The following is a 17,681-nucleotide window of genomic DNA, read 5'->3' as shown; positions in this document are numbered from 1 at the left end:
CTATAATCTGGGAGGACAACACAAATGTTAAGATCTATGTATTCAGGGGTTTCGGGGATGAGAGGCTTTCAGACTAAGCTTGATGTAATCGGTAATAACATTGCCAATGTCAATACAATTGGTTTTAAATCAGGACGGGTTATGTTTAAGGACATTATGAGTCAAACCGTTTCTGGTGTAACAGCTCCTAGTGACGATGCCCAAGGTGGTGTGAATGCTAAACAAATCGGACTGGGCGTAAGTATCGCTTCTATTGATACACTCCATTTGGCCGGTAGTGCTCAAACTACTAACAATCCTACAGATTTGCGTATTGACGGAGATGGCTTTTTCTTAGTGAAGCTTACTGCGGATCAGGAAACTGCTTTTTTGACTCGTGCAGGAGATTTTCATGTAGATGCTGCACGTAATCTTGTTACTTCTGACGGACTTCATGTGCTAGATGCCGATGGCACTGCCATTCAACTGGGTGATGATGTAACAGCATTCTCCATTTCCAATGATGGAACGATTGTTCAGACCATGGCGGATGGAACGACTGAAGCAGGTGTAAAGATCGGAGTGGCTAAGGTTACTAATCCATCTGGACTTGAGAAGATCGGTGGCAATCTGTACCGGATGTCACTTAATGCGAATGCAGAAGGCGAACTTGTTCCTACGACAGCGAATGATACTGAAACTGGAACAGGCGCTATCATTTCGGGTCAGCTTGAAATGTCCAATGTGGATCTTACGAATGAATTTACAGAAATGATCGTATCGCAACGTGGATTCCAGGCGAACTCCCGTATCATTACGACTTCTGATGAAGTGCTGCAGGAAGTAGTTAATCTGAAGCGTTAATTTTATCAATAATTTAATTTCTTTTTTAAAGATTAACGCGGAGTCGTGGGGGAGATACCCCTCCCCCTATTTTTGTTAGGAGGCCTGTTATGATATCGGTAACGAGATTAAATGGAACACCGATGTGGATCAATGCCCTACTGGTAGAAATGGTAGAAGAAAGCCCGGATACATATATTACACTAGTAACCGGAAAAAGACTGATCGTGCTTGAAAAAGCGGATGAAGTTATTACGAAGATCCGGGATTATAACAGGGACATAGGCACATATGCTGCCACCATTAAAGTCCAGTCAATGGAGGAGCTAACATGAAGAAGATGCTGCCATGGTTACTTACGATTTTACTTGCGATTACACTTATCGTGATAGCCGCATTTCTATTAATGGACAAGATCTTTCCGAATGATACGAATGATGTAAATGCTGCGGTTCAAAGTGTGGAAACCAAACATTTAACTGCTGATGAAATCGTCGAATTAACGGCAGAGATCAAAGATATCAAAACAAATCTTGCTGATCCCGATTATATCGTTCAGATAGATTTCGCTTTCCAACTGAATTCTGCGAAATCAAAGGAAGCATTCGAAAAAATAAAAGAGATCAAAATCAAACCGATTATTATCAAAACGCTTGCAGATACCAAACCTGAGGAGCTTAATGGAGCAAATGGCAAAGACCAGCTTAGCAGCAAGCTTGTTAATCTGATCAATAAGACATTGACCGAAGGCAAAATCACTCAGATCGAAGTCACCAAATACCTTTTGGCTTCTATGTAGCTTCAGGCATGATAATTCTTTGATAGGGGGGTGATTGAATTGGTTGATGTACTATCACAAAACGAAATAGATGCTCTACTTGCTGCACTTTCTTCAGGTGAGATGGATGCCGATGAGCTTAAAAAGGAAGAAACTCAGAAGAAGATCCGATCGTATGACTTTAAACGGGCCGTTCGATTTTCTAAAGATCATATCCGTAGTCTTACAAGGATTCATGACAATTTCGCACGCTATCTTACAACGTACTTTTCAGCCCAATTACGCACCTTTGTGCAGATTAATGTCGTTCAAGTAGAGCAGCTCCCTTATGATGAATTCATTCGTTCCATTCCGAAAATGACAATACTGAACATTTTTGAAGCCGAACCTTTAGAAGGTCGAATGGTAATGGAAGTTCATCCAAACATCGCTTTCGCTATGCTGGACAGATTGCTGGGCGGTTTTGGGACTGCACCATCTAAGATTAATGCTTTAACTGAAATCGAAACAACGATTATGGAGCGTATCTTCAGCAGATGTTTTGAGAGCTTGCAGGAAGCTTGGAAGACTGTGCTGGATATCCATCCGCGCATGGAAGCGCTCGAAACGAACCCACAGTTCATGCAAATTGTATCGCCCAATGAGACTATTGCATTAATCTCGTTAAGCACCAAAATTGGAGATACAACAGGTATGATTAATCTTTGCATACCGCACGTCGTTCTGGAACCAATAATGTCTAGACTATCTGTTCACCAATGGTTTGTAACAGAGAAGAAGACGCGGGATGCAGATGAACTTGAAGCCATTAAGGCTAGAGTTCATAAGGCGAAACTGCCGATTGTCGCTGAACTGGGAGAATCGAGCTTATCTATATCTGAGTTTCTTGGGCTTAGCGTCGGTGACGTGATCTCACTAAACAGGAATGTAGATTCTGGACTCTCGATTAAGGTAGGGGAGAAGCTTAAGTTCATCGGAAGTCCTGGAATGGTGAAGGACCGGGTAGCCGTGCAAATAGACGAGATTGTCAGTGAAGGAGTTGAAGAATTTGACGAGTAAAGATTATTTATCCCAAGAAGAAATCGACGCCCTTCTGAGACAATCTGCGGAAGGCTCATTGGCTCCTTCAGAGAAAACGGTAAATGACTATTTAACACCGTTTGAACAGGATGCTTTGGGTGAAATCGGTAATATAACGTTTGGCAGTGCAGCTACAGCTCTTTCCACATTACTGGGGAAAAAGGTTGATATTACAACCCCTCAAGTTTCCATCATTACACGAGGGGAGTTTGAAGTGGCCTTTCCTAAGCCGCATGTAGCTGTACACGTGGAATATGTTGATGGATTTCAGGGTATTAACTCACTTGTTATTAAAATTAGGGATGCACAGGTTATCGCAGATTTAATGCTTGGTGGAGAAGGCGAACCTAAAGATGAAGAATTGAATGAAATCCACATTAGTGCTGTGCAGGAAGCTATGAACCAAATGATGGGTTCTTCTGCCACATCAATGTCTACTATCTTCAATCGATTTGTTAATATTTCGCCTCCGGGTATCGACATTCTGAACATGTCCAGCGGTGAAGGTGTTGGCAGCTTACCCAATGACGAAACCTTAATTCGGATTTCGTTCCGACTTAAGATAGGAGATTTAATAGATTCTACTATTATGCAGCTCTTGCCTGTCCAGTTTGCTAAGGATATGGTGACGATGCTTCTGGGTGATGTAAGCCCTGCAGCGCAGGAGGCTGCAGTTACGTCGACAGAGACTCCTGCTAAGCCAGCTCAAGAGACGCCTCCTGTAGCTCCTCCAGTGCAACAGGCGCCTTCACAGCCCACAGGAGAAACACCTCCGCCATACCCGCCGCAGGGGATGCCTGGTTATCCAGGAATGCCAGAAGGCGGATATTATTATCCTCCAGCAGGAATGCCGGCGTATGGCATGCCAGGGATGCCACCCTACGGAATGCCGCCTCAAGGCATGCCTTATGGGCAGACACCACCGCTTAGTCCTGAAGCGAATCGCAATGTAAATGTACAGCCTGTACAATTTGCTAACCTTAACGGTGGAGCTTTTGGTCATATTGATGAAAACAATTTAAATTTATTGATGGACATACCGCTTAGAGTAACCGTAGAATTAGGAAGGACCCAGAAGCAGATTAAAGATATTTTAGAAATGTCTCAAGGCTCGATCATTGAGCTGGACAAGCTCGCCGGTGAGCCTGTAGATATTTTGGTTAACAACAAGCTTATTGCCAAAGGTGAAGTCGTAGTTATCGACGAAAACTTCGGCGTACGCGTTACGGATATCGTCAGCCAGTGGGACCGAATTCAGAAATTACAATAAGCATACTTAGGGAGGATTTTGTAAAAATGGCTAACCGAATTCTAATCGTGGACGATGCAGCATTTATGAGAATGATGATCCGTGACATTTTGTCGAAAAACGGATTTGAAGTAGTGGGCGAAGCTCAGGACGGTTCTCAAGCGATAGAAAAATTCAAGGAACTGCGTCCGGACCTCATCACGATGGATATTACTATGCCTGAGATGGACGGAATCGCCGCCCTGAAAGAAATCAAGAAAGTAGATCCGGCTGCTAAGGTCATCATGTGTTCAGCCATGGGCCAGCAGGCTATGGTAATCGATGCTATTCAAGCGGGAGCGAAGGACTTTATTGTGAAGCCTTTCCAGGCAGACCGCGTTATCGAAGCTATCAACAAGACGTTGGGTGTGTAGGAAAAAGACATGCCCGTCAATTCAGAACCGCTCGGTAGCAATAACACCCTGCTGAATTTGCTTAACGTTATTATTGTCCTTGCGGTAATCATTGTACTTATTGTGCTGCTGATCCGTTTTCTTGGACGTCGTAATCAGACCTTTATGAGCGGGCGCTCCATTCGGACGCTTGGTGCTGTAGGGCTGGGACCTAACAAGTCGATGCAGGTTATTGAACTGGGAAGCAGCCTTTACTTAATCGGGATTGGTGAGAACATATCCATCTTGGATAAAGTCACTGATCCAGATGAGGTGGCTTTGATCATTGCAGCATTTGAGGATCAGTCCTCCAACCAGAATAATTTTCTCGCACCGCTTATTGCCAAGGTTAAGGTTAAGCTGCGTGGGGAGGTTCCATCAGAAGAAATCGAGCTTAGTGAAACATCATCTTTTTACGAGACACTGCAATCCAAGCTTCGTTCTGCACCAGAGCGTAAAGAGAAAATGGAAGAGCTGTTCCGGGATGATGCTACTAAGGATGAGTCGAGGAATTTATGAAAAAGAAGCTAATTCTTGCTATTCTGCTGTTCGGGTTCATTAGTATAGTCATGATGCGGCCGATACATGCTGATCCTATACCTAATGTTAATATTCAGGTCGGTAATGAAGATGGTTCAAGCGGTGGTACCAGTTCCATATCCATTCTTCTTCTCGTTACGGTTCTGAGTATTGCTCCGGCGTTTCTAGTTCTTATGACCAGTTTTACTAGAATTGTAATCGTGCTCGGTTTTGTTAGAACCTCACTTGGTACTCAGGCCATGCCTCCCAATCAGGTGCTGGTAGGGCTTGCTCTATTTCTGACCCTATTTATTATGTCGCCAACTTTGGCGCAAGTAAATGAAACGGCATTACAGCCGTATATGAAGGGGACGATTACCCAGACTGAGGCTTTTGATAAAGCTGCTGATCCGATGAAAGAGTTTATGTTTAAACAGACCAATTCCAAAGACCTTTTGTTATTTATGAAATATACCGGTTATACGGGATCGGCTAAACCGGCTACATACAGTGATATTCCACTGACGGTGATGGTGCCAGCTTTCGCAATTGGAGAATTGAAAAAAGCTTTTACAATGGGCTTCTTAATTTTCATTCCATTTCTGATTATTGATATTGTTGTGGCGAGTACGCTGATGGCCATGGGAATGATGATGCTTCCCCCGGTCATGATTTCATTACCTTTTAAAATTATGCTCTTTGTACTGGTAGACGGCTGGTACTTAGTCATTAAATCACTACTTCTTAGTTTTAACACCTGACCTTAAGAGGAGGCATGAGGATTGAGTACGGAGTTTATTATCGGTCTAGCAAGCCAAGCCGTATATTTAGTGCTGGAAGTCAGCGCTCCCATGCTGATTCTTGGTCTGGTGGTAGGGCTAATAATCAGTATCTTTCAAGCTACGACACAGATTCAGGAACAGACGCTAGCGTTTGTTCCAAAAATCGTCGCAGTACTGCTGGCTTTATTGCTATTTGGACCGTGGATCATCACGAAGCTAATTGACTTTACTAGCCAAATTCTAGGAAATCTCTACATGTATATTGGTTAACCAATGAACATGGATACCTTATTGCAAAGTTTACCCGTCTTTTTGCTTATTTTTTGTCGAATTACAGCCTTTTTTGTTGTCGTTCCTGTATTTTCTTCTCAAGGGGTACCGACAACTTTTAAGATAGGCATATCTTTTTTTGTAGCATTGGTAGTCTTTAGTGCTAATGGAACAGGGATTACGATTCCGCAGGATTTTAGTTATATTTTGCTGATTATGAGAGAAGTATTAATAGGTTTATTGCTAGGTTTCATTGGATATTTGATGTTTATGGCGATACAGACAGCAGGTTCTTTCATTGATATTCAGATTGGTTTCGGTATTGCCAACGTCATAGATCCTATGACAGGAACGTCAGCACCTATTCTCGGTAATTTCAAATATATGATAGCCCTGCTAATGTTTTTGAGCATGAATGGACATCACCATTTACTAGATGCCATTGTGTACAGCTATAAATGGATTCCTATGAATAATGATTTATTTCTACGCATGGTTGATGGAAGTTTGTCAGAGTTTCTGGTCCGAACATTTGCGCAGTCGTTTGTATTAGCTTTTCAGATGTCGGCTCCATTAGTGACTGCACTGTTTCTGACCGATGTTGGTCTTGCCTTTTTGGCGAGAACGGCTCCGCAATATAATGTATTCGTTATAGGGGTTCCGCTAAAAATCATCATAGGTATTGCACTTCTTTTAGTGCTGATGCCAGGTCTGGCTGTGTTGTTTCAGAATCTCTTCGAAATCATGTTCGAATCCATGGAGAATTTACTGGGTCTCATGGGGAAGAAGCCGTAGGTGACCGTAAGGGGAGAGTATTATGCCTAAGACGAAGCGTTATAGACTAGATCTTCAACTCTTCGCCGGTGAAAAGACGGAAAAAGCAACCCCGAAGAAACGGCAGGATGCTCGTAAAAAAGGCCAAGTAGCCAAAAGTGCTGAGCTGTCTGGTGCGGTTGTATTGCTAGCTGCGGTAGTTAGCTTGATGATGTTTGGTGGTTTTATGAAAGAGCGTTTTATGAAGCTATACACGGACGTTTTTCAGAATCGAATGATGCTGGATGTTACACCTGAGAATATAACGCTGCTATTTAATCAGTATGGCTTGCAAATCTTGATTTTGCTAGCCCCATTACTTGGAATTACGTTTGTTATGGCACTTGTTTCCAACTTGGCGCAGGTGGGCTTTATGGCTACAGGAGAGGGGATTACTCCTAAATTCAGTAAGATTAATCCGATAAAAGGATTCAAAAATATTTTCTCTATGCGTTCGTTTGTAGAATTCCTGAAATCAATATTTAAGCTTCTAATTATTTCTTATCTGGTATATAGCACTTTATGGGGAGAAAAGAAGAACTTTGCATCCCTGTCGCATATCAGTGCGGAGGGGATTTTTAAGTTTGCGGCCAAGCTGACGATGAGTCTTGGACTGAAAATCGGGGTTGCCCTGCTAATTATGGCTATTCTAGATTTTATGTATCAGAAGTACGAGCACGAAAAAAGCCTGAAAATGTCTAAGCAGGATATTAAGGATGAATACAAGAAAATGGAGGGTGACCCTCTAATTAAAGGTAAGATCAGGGAACGCCAACGCAGAATGGCCATGCAGCGTATGATGCAGGAAGTTCCTAACGCGGATGTAATTATTACGAATCCAACTCACTTTGCTGTTGCGCTAAAATATGATGGCTCCAAAATGGAGGCGCCACAGATTATTGCAAAAGGGCAGGATTATGTAGCACTTCGTATTCGGGAGCTGGCTAAAGAGCATGGCGTCGTGACTATGGAAAACAAACCGCTGGCACGGGCATTATTCCAAAGAGCAGAAATTGGAGATGTCGTTCCAAATGATCTGTTTCAGGCTGTAGCTGAAGTGCTGGCATATGTATATAAACTTAAAGGTAAGAGGAAATAAGGCGGGGGGTTAGGACATTGAAAGCTAAAGATTTAACAGTTTTGCTAGGCATCATCGGTATCGTGCTTATGATGATTCTGCCTATCCCGTCCTGGCTTTTGGACGTTTTGCTAGTTATTAATATCTCTATAGCATTAATTATCATATTAGTGGCTATGAACACGAAGAATGCACTCGAATTTTCAATTTTCCCTTCATTATTGCTTGTTACGACATTGTTTCGTCTTTCACTAAATATTTCGACAACGAAATTGATCCTGACTTATGCAGATGCCGGTTCCGTGGTATCTACTTTCGGTAGCTGGATCGCCGGCGGACAAATTGCCGTTGGATTTATCGTGTTTCTGATTTTGGTAGTCGTTCAGTTTATTGTTATTACTAAAGGTTCAGAGCGTGTAGCTGAGGTAGGGGCGAGATTTACCCTGGATGCAATGCCCGGCAAGCAGATGAGTATTGATGCCGATCTTAACGCAGGCATGATTAACGAAACACAGGCACGTGAGCGTCGCCGCAATGTTGAGCGGGAAGCGGATTTTTTCGGAGCCATGGATGGTGCGAGTAAATTCGTTAAAGGAGACGCGATTGCGAGTATCATTATTCTGTTGATCAATCTTATTGGTGGATTTATTATCGGTATGGTTGTGCACGGAATGGACTTCTCTACTGCGTTATCTACTTATTCCGTATTGACGATCGGGGACGGTCTAGTCAGCCAGATTCCTGCTTTGCTCATTTCGACTGCAGCAGGTCTTATCGTTACTAGAGCTTCATCGGAAGGTAATCTGGCAGAAGAATTAACAGGTCAGTTACTGTCCTATCCAAAGTTGTTATATATTGTTGCAGTTACTGTTGCTTTTCTAGGTCTATTTACACCTATACATATGATTACTACGCTCCCGCTAGCTGCTTTGCTGGCTTTTGCAGCCTATAGTATGGGACAAAATTTAAATCGAAAACAGATTGCCGAAGAGCAGCTTGTTGAAGAAAAACAGATTGAAGAGGTACGAAGTCCGGAAAGTGTAATTAATTTACTCTCTGTAGATCCTATTGAATTCGAGTTCGGCTACGGTCTTATACCTTTGGCAGATACAGGTCAGGGTGGAGATTTACTAGATCGTATCATCATGATTCGACGGCAATGTGCCCTTGAAATGGGTCTTGTAGTGCCTGTTATTCGCATTCGCGACAATATTCAACTAAAACCGAATGAATATGTCATAAAAATTAAAGGAAATACTGTCGGCGGCGGTGAATTATTACTTAATCACTACTTAGCCATGAGTCCAGGCTATGATGATGAATCTATAAACGGTATTGAGACCATTGAACCATCCTTTGGGCTTCCTGCGTTATGGATTGACGAATCGGTTAAAGAGCGGGCTGAATTGTCCGGCTATACCGTAGTAGATCCACCATCCGTTGTTGCAACACATTTGACGGAGCTGATTAAGCGGTATGGACATGAGTTGTTAGGACGACAAGAAACTAAGATGTTGGTGGATAACCTAAGAGACAATTATCCTGTGCTTGTTGATGATCTTATTCCTTCGGTATTAGCGGTTGGGGATGTTCAAAAGGTACTTGCCAAGTTGCTGCGCGAGAAAATATCCATCAGGGATTTGGTTACTATCTTTGAGACGTTGGCGGATTACGGGACGTACACCAAGGATCCTGATATTCTTACCGAATATGTCCGTCAATCCTTGTCCAGACAGATTACTCAGCAATTCTCGCAAGTTGGAGAGACTCTGAAAGTTATTACGGTGGGACCTAACCTAGAGAAAAAAATTTCTGAGAGTGTGCAGCAATCTGAGCAGGGCAGTTATCTGGCATTGGATCCAGCATCGACTCAAACGATCTATCAGCGGTTAAGTGAACAGATCAACCGACTGCTGCAGTCAGGACAACAGCCCATTGTACTCACATCACCAACGATTCGTATGTATTTGCGGCAGGTGATTGAACGGACCATGCAGGATATTCCTGTACTGTCTTATAGCGAACTAGAGCCTAACATTGAAATACAAAGCGTCGGAGTGGTGAATTTATGAGAGTGAAGCGTTATGTGGTGGATACGATGCCTGACGCCATGCATTCCATTCGCAGTGAGCTTGGAAGCGAGGCTGTAATTTTAAGTACGAAAGAAATCAAGATTGGCGGATTTTTAGGATTGTTTAAAAAGAAAAAAATAGAGGTTGTAGCGGCTGTAGAAAAAGCTCAAAAGGAGAGTGCTCCTGAAAAGCCTGTGAAGCCTGCGATGAACATCCCGCGCAGCGCTGTCCCGCAAGCCTATCAAAAAGCTGCATCTTCATCATCTGCTTCTACTGTCATATTGGAAAAGCCGGAAGAGCCTCGGTCCTTTGCAGAAATCGCCGCTGCCTTGTCGGAAGCTATTGATGTAAAAGAATCGATAGCCAAACATCCAGAGCCTGATCAGAAATCGCTTGAATCCAATTCAGATGAAGCTACCTCAGTATCAGCCTTATATGAATCTTTAGGGTTAGAACAAACGCCAGAGGTTGCCTCGGCGCTCGAGAATGATGTTCTTCGTGAAATTAGAGATATGAAGCTTTGGATGGAACGAATCGCGAGGCAGTCTTCAGGGGCAAGAGAATTACCCGATAGTCTCCAGCAGCTTAGAGATCTTTTGATTGAGCAGGAGATGGACACTGTACTTGTTGAAGAGTGGATCAGTAATATCTCCGAACGTTGGGCGGAAGAAGGGCGTACTTGGGGCCCTGAGAAATTTCAGGAGTCCTTAAAAGAACAGCTCGATGGATTCCTGTCAGGGCGAATCGCTGATGGAATTGCACATGATACCCAAATCGTATATATTGCAGGGCCCACAGGAGTAGGGAAAACTACTACCATAGCCAAGCTTGCGGCTGAACAGCTATTCAAAAACGGACGCAAGGTTGGTTTTATCACCTCTGATACGTATCGGATTTCAGCTGTGGAGCAGTTGCGTACATACGCAGCTATCCTGAATGTTCCGCTAGAGGTTGTACAATCTCCCGGAGATTTACAAAGAGCACTCTTTCGATTGGAGAGTTGTGATCTTGTAATTATGGATACAGCTGGACGGAATTATCGTAATGATATGCTGGTAGCAGAACTTCAAAGCTTGTTAGCGAAGGAATTAAGAAGTGAGACCTATCTTGTGCTCAGCTTAACTTCGAAAAGCCGTGATATGAAATTGATTGCAGAGCACTTCGGCAGGTACAAGCTGGATAAAGTTATTTTTACCAAGCTAGATGAGACGGGAAGTTATGGACCACTCTTTAACGTCCTGAATGATTTCCCTCTCACATTATCTTATATGACCAATGGTCAAAATGTACCTGACGATTTATTGATGGCTTCCAAAGAACAACTTAGTGAGATGCTTCTTGGAACAGGTGAATCATGATGGATCAGGCACAATCCTTGAGACAGCTTGTATCCAGTCAGGAGCCTAAACTAGCTGAAAAAGGGGAAACATCCGCCCGTATTATTACTGTCTGTAGTGGTAAAGGTGGCGTAGGGAAATCGAATTTTACACTTAATTTCGCTTTAACTTTAAAAGCAATGGGAAAGAGGGTATTGCTGTTTGATGCAGATATTGGCATGGCTAACATAGACGTGTTAATGGGCGTGTCGGCGAAGTATAACCTATATCATCTGTTAAAAAGAGAAGCGGATATTGAGCAGATTATTCAGTTAGGACCGAACGGGCTTCCTTTTATAGCAGGTGGATCGGGCATGGATGAGTTGTTTTCTCTTTCGGAATCGGACCTTAATTATTTCACAGCTCAGATAGCCCTTATTGGGGACAGCATGGATTATATTTTGTTTGATACAGGTGCTGGATTATCTAAGGAAACGATGAAGTTTATAACCTCTGCGGACGATTGCCTAGTAGTTACAACACCAGAGCCAACTGCTATTACAGACGCTTACGCATTAATGAAGGTTGTGAATCGGACGTATCCGGAGATTTCTTTTAAACTGATCGTAAATCAAGCGGGTGATGAGAGAGAAGCATCAGTGACAAGTGATAAGATCCGTATGGCAGCCAGTCGTTTTTTACAATTAGATGTTTCCTATCTTGGTCATATAAGCTCAGATGCCCATGTAGTGCAGGCTGTCAAAAGGCAGACGCCATTTTCATTGGCTTTTCCAAACAGTGTTGCTGCAAAAGATATACATCGGCTAGCCCTAAGTTATTTGACCATAGATGGTAAAAAAGATACAAAAGTTCAAGGCATTAAAGGCTTTATCCATAAATGGTTGAAGCGAAGTAAATAATTGTTCTGAATCTGGAACAGAGGTGGAAATGATATGAAGCCATATAAAGTTTTGGTTGTTGATGATTCTGCATTTATGCGCAAGATCATTTCCGATTTAATTGAAAATGACGCTGACTTTCAGGTGACGGCAACAGCCACAAATGGTCGCGAGGCTATCGAGAAAATAAACAAACTTCGGCCGGATCTAGTTACTATGGATGTGGAAATGCCGGAGATGAACGGCCTGGAAGCGCTGAAAATAATAATGGCGTCAGATCCGCTGCCAGTGATTATGCTGTCAGGCATCAATGAAGAGGGCATGAAGGAAACCATTCTTGCACTGGAATGGGGCGCTTTTGATTTCATTCGTAAACCTTCGATATCAAATTCCCAGGATATAACGGTCGTAGGGGAATCTCTAAGAGAGCAAATGAAAGAAGCTATGCTGGCTCGAGAGCAACGTGAAGCGCGAGCATCTGCTTTTAGGATGCCTGACATCACGCCTTTAGAGCCATTACTGCCGACTGCACCGAGATTGTTACCGGAAAAATCCAAGGCAGCACTCAAATCTTCTCTCAAAGATGAAGGAATGAGAAAACCTCGGGGGAAACAGCCAGTAGATAGTATTATCCCTAAAAAAGCAACCAAACCAATCATCTCTGCTAAAACACCGTTAATCGAAAAGTCTAAACCAAAGACTAAAGTAGAGAATAAATCCATTCCGCCCAAACCGGTGATAGAGTCTTTAGTGGAGGTATCTTCTGATCCTCCGGGACTTTCTCCGGATCGAATGGTTGGTAGCAAGAATTTGCACAAATTAGTTGCTGTCGGTTGTTCTACAGGCGGACCTCGTGCGCTGAAGGTACTCCTGGAGAAAATTCCAGCGGATTTTCCGGCTCCTATTGTCATTGTGCAGCATATGCCGCCTAACTTTACGAAATCACTAGCTCAGCGTCTGAATACATTCAGTCCGCTAGAAGTGTTAGAAGCAGAGCAGGGGATGATATTACGAAAAGGAGCAGCCTACATTGCGCCTGGAGGCTATCATTTACAAGTTACCCCAACATCTAAAGGGCAATATGCAGTTGTACTCACGAAGGAGGAGGCGCGAAATGGCCACCGACCTTCAGTGGATGTTTTATTCGAATCGTTGCTTCCACTCACATCTCTGGATCGGCACGTGTTGTTGATGACAGGGATGGGTAGTGATGGTGCTAGGATGATGAAATCTCTCTATGACTCAGGGGTTACCTCAACATTTGCTGAAAGTGAAGAGACCTGCGTCGTTTACGGGATGCCGCGATCTGCGGTGGAATTGCAGTGCGTCAAATATGTACTGCCTTTGCAAGAAATTGCTCCAAGGCTAGTGCAAGCCGTTAAATAACGGAAAAGCGAACTCGAAGGGGAGGAGCTCTACTATGGACATGAACCAATATTTATCCATGTTTATTGATGAGTCGAATGATCATCTGCAGTCATTGAACGAGAGCATGATGGGGCTGGAAGCGAATCCTGAGGATCTTAGTATCGTACAGGTAATATTCCGCTCTGCGCACACCTTAAAAGGTATGGCAGCGACTATGGGCTTTGAAGATTTAGCTTCACTTACACACCAAATGGAGAATGTGTTAGATCTTGTACGTAATAACAAGCTGCGCATGCAGGATTTTATTTTTGATACGTTATTCAAAAGTTTGGATGCCTTAGAGTCTATGGTTGAGGATATTACTAGAGGCGGCGAAGGTAAAGCAGATGTATCAGCCATTGTCTCATCCTTACAGGCTATCGTCCGGGGTGAGATTCCGGTTGAAGGCGGAGCAGCTTCTGCTGCTAATACGCCTGCTGCACAAGTAGCTGAAACTCCGATTCATTTAGATGAGTTCCAATTTTCTGTTCTGGAACAATCGATTCAGGAAGGGCATCATGCATTGTATGTGGACGTAACGATCCGAAAGGATTGTCAACTTAAGGCTGTACGTGCATACATGGTGTTTGATCTGCTCGAACGTTCGGGTGAAGTTGTTAAATCCTTCCCATCCGTTCAAGATATAGAACAAGAGAAATTTGACCAAAGCTTCTCACTCTATTACATAACCCAAAAAACCGCTGATCAGATTCAGGCAATGATTATGAATTTGTCTGAAATTGATAAAGTAACAGCAGTAGCACTAGATCAAGAATCCTTGAAAATGCTTGGTCAAGAATCGGCAGCTGCCGTGTCAGAGGTTGCCGCAACAGCAACTGTAGAGGAAACAGCTCCTGCTGCTCCAGTAGCATCTAAACCATTGCCTACCAAAGATGAGGGTAATAAGCCGGGAGCAGCCAAAACAGGAGGGGCGCCTTCACGTACGATTCGCGTAGATATCGAACGGTTAGACGTGCTAATGAATCTATTTAGTGAACTTCTGATTGACAGAGTTCGTTTAGAGCAGCTGGCTTCAGAGGTTCAGAATGGCGATCTTACGGAAACCGTCGAGCATATGGGCAGAGTAAGCGGAGATCTCCAGAATATTGTGATGAAGCTTCGGATGGTTCCAGTAGATACCGTATTTAACCGGTTCCCACGTATGGTTCGTGATCTAGCTAAGTCGCTGGATAAGAAAGTAGATCTAATTGTAACGGGTGCCGAAACAGAGCTAGACCGGACGGTAATCGATGAAATTGGTGATCCACTTGTGCATTTATTGCGTAATGCGGTTGATCACGGTATTGAATCCATTGCTGATCGTATTGCTGCTGGTAAACCAGAGACTGGGACAGTTCATTTACGTGCTTTCCACAGCGGAAATCATGTCTTCATTGAAATTGAAGAAGATGGAACAGGGATTTACCCAGAGAAGGTATTGAAGTCTGCTGTGAAAAAAGGCGTGATTACGCAAGAACAGGCAGCAAATATGACGGATGATGAAGCTTATCAACTACTATTTGCACCAGGTTTCAGCACGGCAGAAGTTATTTCTGATGTCTCAGGCCGTGGCGTAGGACTGGATGTTGTTAAAGCTAAGATTTCTTCCCTGGGTGGGAATGTAACCATTTATTCTTCACCAGGTAAAGGAACGAATTTCTCAGTACAGCTGCCACTTACGCTATCCATTATTGCGGCCATGCTTATTCGGTTGGGCTCTGAGAAGTACGCCATTCCATTATCCTCTATTGTGGAAACTGGAATCGTGAAGAACACTCAAATCCGTACGATTCATGGCAACAAAATGTTAGAGTTCCGGAATTCTCATATTCCACTAATATCTCTTAGTCGACTATTTTCGGTGCCTGATTATGATGAGAGTACTGAAGAAGAGACAGAGATCGTAGTTGTACGTAAGGGAGAACGTCTTGTGGCCTTGGCGGTACAGGATTTTATTGGTCAGAACGAGATCGTTATCAAGAACCTAGGTAAATATTTACCTGAAATTCAAGGGATATCTGGCGCAACGATACTTGGAGATGGTCAAGTAGCACTTATTATTGATCCGAACGCTTTTATTAAATAACTAGGATAGAACAGGGAGGTTCATTCCATGGCTGAAGATATTAAAGTGATAGTGTTCAAATTAGGCTCAGAGGAATACGGTATCGAAGTTGAGAAGGTACAAACTATTGAGCGCATGATGCCAATAACTCGTGTACCTAAAACGTATTCTTTTATCAAGGGTGTAATTAATTTACGTGGTGTTGTTATCCCTGTGATTGACCTTCGTGGTCGCTTTGGGATCGAAGAGGCGGAGCAGACAGACCAGTCTCGTGTAATTATCGTATCTGTTAATGAAATGGAAGTAGGTTTCATTGTTGATTCAGCAAATGATGTAATAGATTTGAACAGAGATTCTATCGATACACCTCCAGATGTTGTTGGCGGCATCAAAGCGAAGTATTTAGATGGGGTGGCCAAGATAGGTGAAGAGCGCTTGCTGATCATGCTTAATCTGTCAGAAGTGCTTAACAAAGGCGAAATCGTTCAATTAGAAAGCCTAGAGGGCTAACCTGTGGAATTATTTAAGCACTATAAGGATTTTAAAATGGATGTGCTTAAGGAAGTCGGGAATATTGGAGCTGGGAATGCAGCCACCGCATTATCACAGCTCTTGAATAAGCCGATTGATATGGCTGTTCCCAAGGTACAGCTTCTCAACTTTGAAGAGATTACGGACAAAGTTGGTGGAGCTGAAGAACTAGTATATGCAGTTTTCTTACGTGTGGAGGGAGAAGCTCCGGGCAACCTGTTTTTTATTCTTTCTCCGGAAGCCGCTTTGAACTTACTCAGTCGCATTGCAGGCATCGAGATTTTGAGTGACCAAGAACTCGGAGAAATGGAGCTTTCCGCGCTGAGTGAAATTGGAAATATATTAGCAGGATCGTATCTATCTTCTCTTGCTGACTTTACTTCACTTTCTATGTATCCAACAGTTCCTGCACTTGCCATGGATATGGCTGGAGCCATCCTAAGCTACGGTTTGCTGCAATTTGGGCAAATGGGTGATGATGCATTGTTGATCGATACTACCTTTTTTGAGGGGAAAAATGAAATTGAAGGACAATTTTTCCTTATACCCGATCCGGAATCATTCCCGAAAATCTTCAAATCGCTAGGAGTTCCGTTTGAAAATGATTGAAGAACAAAGCATCATTAAAGTAGGGATGGCAGATCTTAACGTTGGAAGCCAGGATAGTTTGATTCGTACAACCGGTCTTGGCTCCTGCGTGGGATTGACATTGTTTGACCCTGGAAAAAAACTCGCGGGAATGGCGCATGTGATGCTCCCTACTTCTGAGATTGCTAGGGAAGGGCAATTAAACATCGCTAAGTTTGCAGATACTGCAGTGCCGGAGCTCTTATCCCGTTTGCTGGAGCTTGGTGCGGTCCGGAGTCGGATCGTAGCCAAGATGGCAGGAGGATCACAAATGTTTGCCTTTGCCGGGGGGAGCGACACCATGAGGATCGGGCCTCGTAATGTTGAATCTTGTAAACTTGCTCTTGAGCATTTGAAAATTCCGTTAATTGCGGAAGACACGGGCGGTAATTATGGCCGTACGATAGAAATTGCCTGCAACACTGGTGTATTGTTCATCCGCAGTGTGCAAAAAGGCGCTAAGGAAATATAAATATGAAGATGATAGGAAATATTTTTATAAACTTGCTGTTTGGTTTGATAGGTTTTGTATTCACATTTTTTGTAACCTACAGTAATAATGTCCTCGGTACTAGTTTATTACGAAGCCTATTAGGATTTATCACTTGGTTTCTGCTTGCTTTCCTCCTAAGATGGGTATTGGGTTTTATCGTGTATCAATCATCGCCTCCGGATGAACAGGATGTTGAGGGAGAAGAACTTGGTGCAAAGCTAGACATCAGTACCCCTAATGAGGATGAAGAGTTAATTAATCTACTGAAACCGAAGCCAGGACAAGGGAGTGGGAACAGTGAGGGGTTCAAGCCTCTTACACCCCCAAAACTAGTCTCTATGAAAGATCCTGAAGAATTGGCCAAGGCCGTTCGTCACCTGAAAGAAGAATAAGCGAGCGCTGTGGCGGAATCGGTTATCTTAAAATATAAGAAAGTATAAGTTTCACTT

Annotated in this window: 20 protein-coding genes; all 20 read left to right on the top strand. The window is 43.2% G+C overall.

The annotated features are described in order from the left end of the window. Nucleotides 1-24: 24 nt before the first annotated feature. The 20 genes from flgG to CA598_RS06540 all read left to right on the top strand — a co-directional run bounded on the left by flgG (nt 25) and on the right by CA598_RS06540 (nt 17,624). Nucleotides 25-843, top strand: coding sequence for a flagellar basal body rod protein FlgG (gene flgG / locus CA598_RS06635; protein ID WP_094869612.1), 819 nt, complete (start codon nt 25-27; stop codon nt 841-843). Between the two features lie 89 nt (nt 844-932). Continuing rightward, nucleotides 933-1,157 carry a flagellar FlbD family protein gene (locus CA598_RS06630; protein WP_042128923.1) on the top strand — a complete coding sequence of 75 codons (225 nt, stop codon included), beginning with the start codon at nt 933-935 and terminating at the stop codon, nt 1,155-1,157. Beyond that, the gene (locus CA598_RS06625; protein ID WP_094869613.1) at nt 1,154-1,621 is read left to right on the top strand and encodes a flagellar basal body-associated FliL family protein; all 468 of its coding nucleotides are present in this window, start codon (nt 1,154-1,156) and stop codon (nt 1,619-1,621) included. The genes CA598_RS06630 and CA598_RS06625 overlap by 4 nt, the downstream gene beginning before the upstream one ends. A 39-nt stretch (nt 1,622-1,660) precedes the next feature. After that, entirely contained in the window at nt 1,661-2,659 is a 999-nt protein-coding gene (gene fliM / locus CA598_RS06620; RefSeq protein ID WP_042189444.1) for a flagellar motor switch protein FliM, read from the top strand. Further along, nucleotides 2,649-3,950 (top strand): flagellar motor switch phosphatase FliY, encoded by a 1,302-nt coding sequence (gene fliY, locus CA598_RS06615; RefSeq protein ID WP_094869614.1) that lies wholly within the window; start codon nt 2,649-2,651, stop codon nt 3,948-3,950. Before fliM ends, fliY begins: the two co-directional genes overlap by 11 nt. Before the next feature lie 26 nt (nt 3,951-3,976). Further along, entirely contained in the window at nt 3,977-4,342 is a 366-nt protein-coding gene (locus CA598_RS06610) for a response regulator (protein WP_036688523.1), read from the top strand. A 9-nt stretch (nt 4,343-4,351) separates the two neighbouring features. Then, nucleotides 4,352-4,879, top strand: a complete 528-nt coding sequence (locus CA598_RS06605; protein ID WP_042128914.1) for a flagellar biosynthetic protein FliO — start codon at nt 4,352-4,354, stop codon at nt 4,877-4,879. Beyond that, nucleotides 4,876-5,640: a flagellar type III secretion system pore protein FliP gene (fliP, locus tag CA598_RS06600; RefSeq protein WP_042189441.1), complete on the top strand. Its 765-nt coding sequence runs from the start codon at nt 4,876-4,878 to the stop codon at nt 5,638-5,640. The genes CA598_RS06605 and fliP overlap by 4 nt, the downstream gene beginning before the upstream one ends. A 21-nt stretch (nt 5,641-5,661) precedes the next feature. Further along, the gene (fliQ, locus tag CA598_RS06595; protein ID WP_036688516.1) at nt 5,662-5,931 is read left to right on the top strand and encodes a flagellar biosynthesis protein FliQ; all 270 of its coding nucleotides are present in this window, start codon (nt 5,662-5,664) and stop codon (nt 5,929-5,931) included. A gap of 9 nt (nt 5,932-5,940) precedes the next feature. Next, nucleotides 5,941-6,726, top strand: a complete 786-nt coding sequence (gene fliR, locus CA598_RS06590) for a flagellar biosynthetic protein FliR (protein WP_042194135.1) — start codon at nt 5,941-5,943, stop codon at nt 6,724-6,726. A gap of 22 nt (nt 6,727-6,748) precedes the next feature. Next, a complete protein-coding gene (gene flhB, locus CA598_RS06585; RefSeq protein ID WP_094875998.1) occupies nt 6,749-7,843 on the top strand; it encodes a flagellar biosynthesis protein FlhB in 1,095 nt (364 codons plus the stop codon). Nucleotides 7,844-7,860: 17 nt separating this feature from the next. After that, nucleotides 7,861-9,894, top strand: coding sequence for a flagellar biosynthesis protein FlhA (flhA, locus tag CA598_RS06580; RefSeq protein WP_094869616.1), 2,034 nt, complete (start codon nt 7,861-7,863; stop codon nt 9,892-9,894). After that, entirely contained in the window at nt 9,891-11,252 is a 1,362-nt protein-coding gene (flhF, locus tag CA598_RS06575; RefSeq protein ID WP_094875997.1) for a flagellar biosynthesis GTPase FlhF, read from the top strand. Before flhA ends, flhF begins: the two co-directional genes overlap by 4 nt. Continuing rightward, nucleotides 11,249-12,130, top strand: coding sequence for a MinD/ParA family protein (locus tag CA598_RS06570; protein ID WP_094869618.1), 882 nt, complete (start codon nt 11,249-11,251; stop codon nt 12,128-12,130). The genes flhF and CA598_RS06570 overlap by 4 nt, the downstream gene beginning before the upstream one ends. Before the next feature lie 33 nt (nt 12,131-12,163). After that, nucleotides 12,164-13,495 carry a protein-glutamate methylesterase/protein-glutamine glutaminase gene (locus CA598_RS06565; RefSeq protein WP_094869619.1) on the top strand — a complete coding sequence of 444 codons (1,332 nt, stop codon included), beginning with the start codon at nt 12,164-12,166 and terminating at the stop codon, nt 13,493-13,495. A 34-nt stretch (nt 13,496-13,529) separates the two neighbouring features. After that, nucleotides 13,530-15,602 (top strand): chemotaxis protein CheA, encoded by a 2,073-nt coding sequence (locus CA598_RS06560; protein WP_094875996.1) that lies wholly within the window; start codon nt 13,530-13,532, stop codon nt 15,600-15,602. Nucleotides 15,603-15,629: 27 nt separating this feature from the next. Beyond that, the gene (locus CA598_RS06555) at nt 15,630-16,091 is read left to right on the top strand and encodes a chemotaxis protein CheW (protein WP_076285425.1); all 462 of its coding nucleotides are present in this window, start codon (nt 15,630-15,632) and stop codon (nt 16,089-16,091) included. 36 nt (nt 16,092-16,127) lie between these two features. Next, nucleotides 16,128-16,721: a chemotaxis protein CheC gene (locus CA598_RS06550; RefSeq protein ID WP_371915738.1), complete on the top strand. Its 594-nt coding sequence runs from the start codon at nt 16,128-16,130 to the stop codon at nt 16,719-16,721. After that, nucleotides 16,714-17,211: a chemotaxis protein CheD gene (locus CA598_RS06545; protein ID WP_094869621.1), complete on the top strand. Its 498-nt coding sequence runs from the start codon at nt 16,714-16,716 to the stop codon at nt 17,209-17,211. The genes CA598_RS06550 and CA598_RS06545 overlap by 8 nt, the downstream gene beginning before the upstream one ends. Nucleotides 17,212-17,213: 2 nt before the next feature. Continuing rightward, nucleotides 17,214-17,624, top strand: coding sequence for a hypothetical protein (locus CA598_RS06540; RefSeq protein ID WP_256989777.1), 411 nt, complete (start codon nt 17,214-17,216; stop codon nt 17,622-17,624). Nucleotides 17,625-17,681 lie beyond the last annotated feature (57 nt).

This window comes from Paenibacillus sp. VTT E-133291, from assembly GCF_002264395.1.
In the GTDB taxonomy this organism is placed as follows: domain Bacteria; phylum Bacillota; class Bacilli; order Paenibacillales; family Paenibacillaceae; genus Paenibacillus_AQ; species Paenibacillus_AQ nitricinens.
Note: the sequence above shows the minus strand (reverse complement) of the source record. Positions and strands in the feature narration are given on the sequence as shown.

Bases quoted from the DNA above. Each gene is read 5' to 3' on its own strand.
- flgG (WP_094869612.1), top strand. From the start codon at position 25: ATGTTAAGATCTATGTATTCAGGGGTTTCGGGGATGAGAGGCTTTCAG.
- CA598_RS06630 (WP_042128923.1), top strand. From the start codon at position 933: ATGATATCGGTAACGAGATTAAATGGAACACCGATGTGGATCAATGCC.
- CA598_RS06625 (WP_094869613.1), top strand. From the start codon at position 1,154: ATGAAGAAGATGCTGCCATGGTTACTTACGATTTTACTTGCGATTACA.
- CA598_RS06610 (WP_036688523.1), top strand. From the start codon at position 3,977: ATGGCTAACCGAATTCTAATCGTGGACGATGCAGCATTTATGAGAATG.
- CA598_RS06605 (WP_042128914.1), top strand. From the start codon at position 4,352: ATGCCCGTCAATTCAGAACCGCTCGGTAGCAATAACACCCTGCTGAAT.
- fliP (WP_042189441.1), top strand. From the start codon at position 4,876: ATGAAAAAGAAGCTAATTCTTGCTATTCTGCTGTTCGGGTTCATTAGT.
- fliR (WP_042194135.1), top strand. From the start codon at position 5,941: ATGGATACCTTATTGCAAAGTTTACCCGTCTTTTTGCTTATTTTTTGT.
- flhB (WP_094875998.1), top strand. From the start codon at position 6,749: ATGCCTAAGACGAAGCGTTATAGACTAGATCTTCAACTCTTCGCCGGT.
- flhF (WP_094875997.1), top strand. From the start codon at position 9,891: ATGAGAGTGAAGCGTTATGTGGTGGATACGATGCCTGACGCCATGCAT.
- CA598_RS06570 (WP_094869618.1), top strand. From the start codon at position 11,249: ATGATGGATCAGGCACAATCCTTGAGACAGCTTGTATCCAGTCAGGAG.
- CA598_RS06565 (WP_094869619.1), top strand. From the start codon at position 12,164: ATGAAGCCATATAAAGTTTTGGTTGTTGATGATTCTGCATTTATGCGC.
- CA598_RS06560 (WP_094875996.1), top strand. From the start codon at position 13,530: ATGGACATGAACCAATATTTATCCATGTTTATTGATGAGTCGAATGAT.
- CA598_RS06555 (WP_076285425.1), top strand. From the start codon at position 15,630: ATGGCTGAAGATATTAAAGTGATAGTGTTCAAATTAGGCTCAGAGGAA.
- CA598_RS06550 (WP_371915738.1), top strand. From the start codon at position 16,128: ATGGATGTGCTTAAGGAAGTCGGGAATATTGGAGCTGGGAATGCAGCC.
- CA598_RS06545 (WP_094869621.1), top strand. From the start codon at position 16,714: ATGATTGAAGAACAAAGCATCATTAAAGTAGGGATGGCAGATCTTAAC.
- CA598_RS06540 (WP_256989777.1), top strand. From the start codon at position 17,214: ATGAAGATGATAGGAAATATTTTTATAAACTTGCTGTTTGGTTTGATA.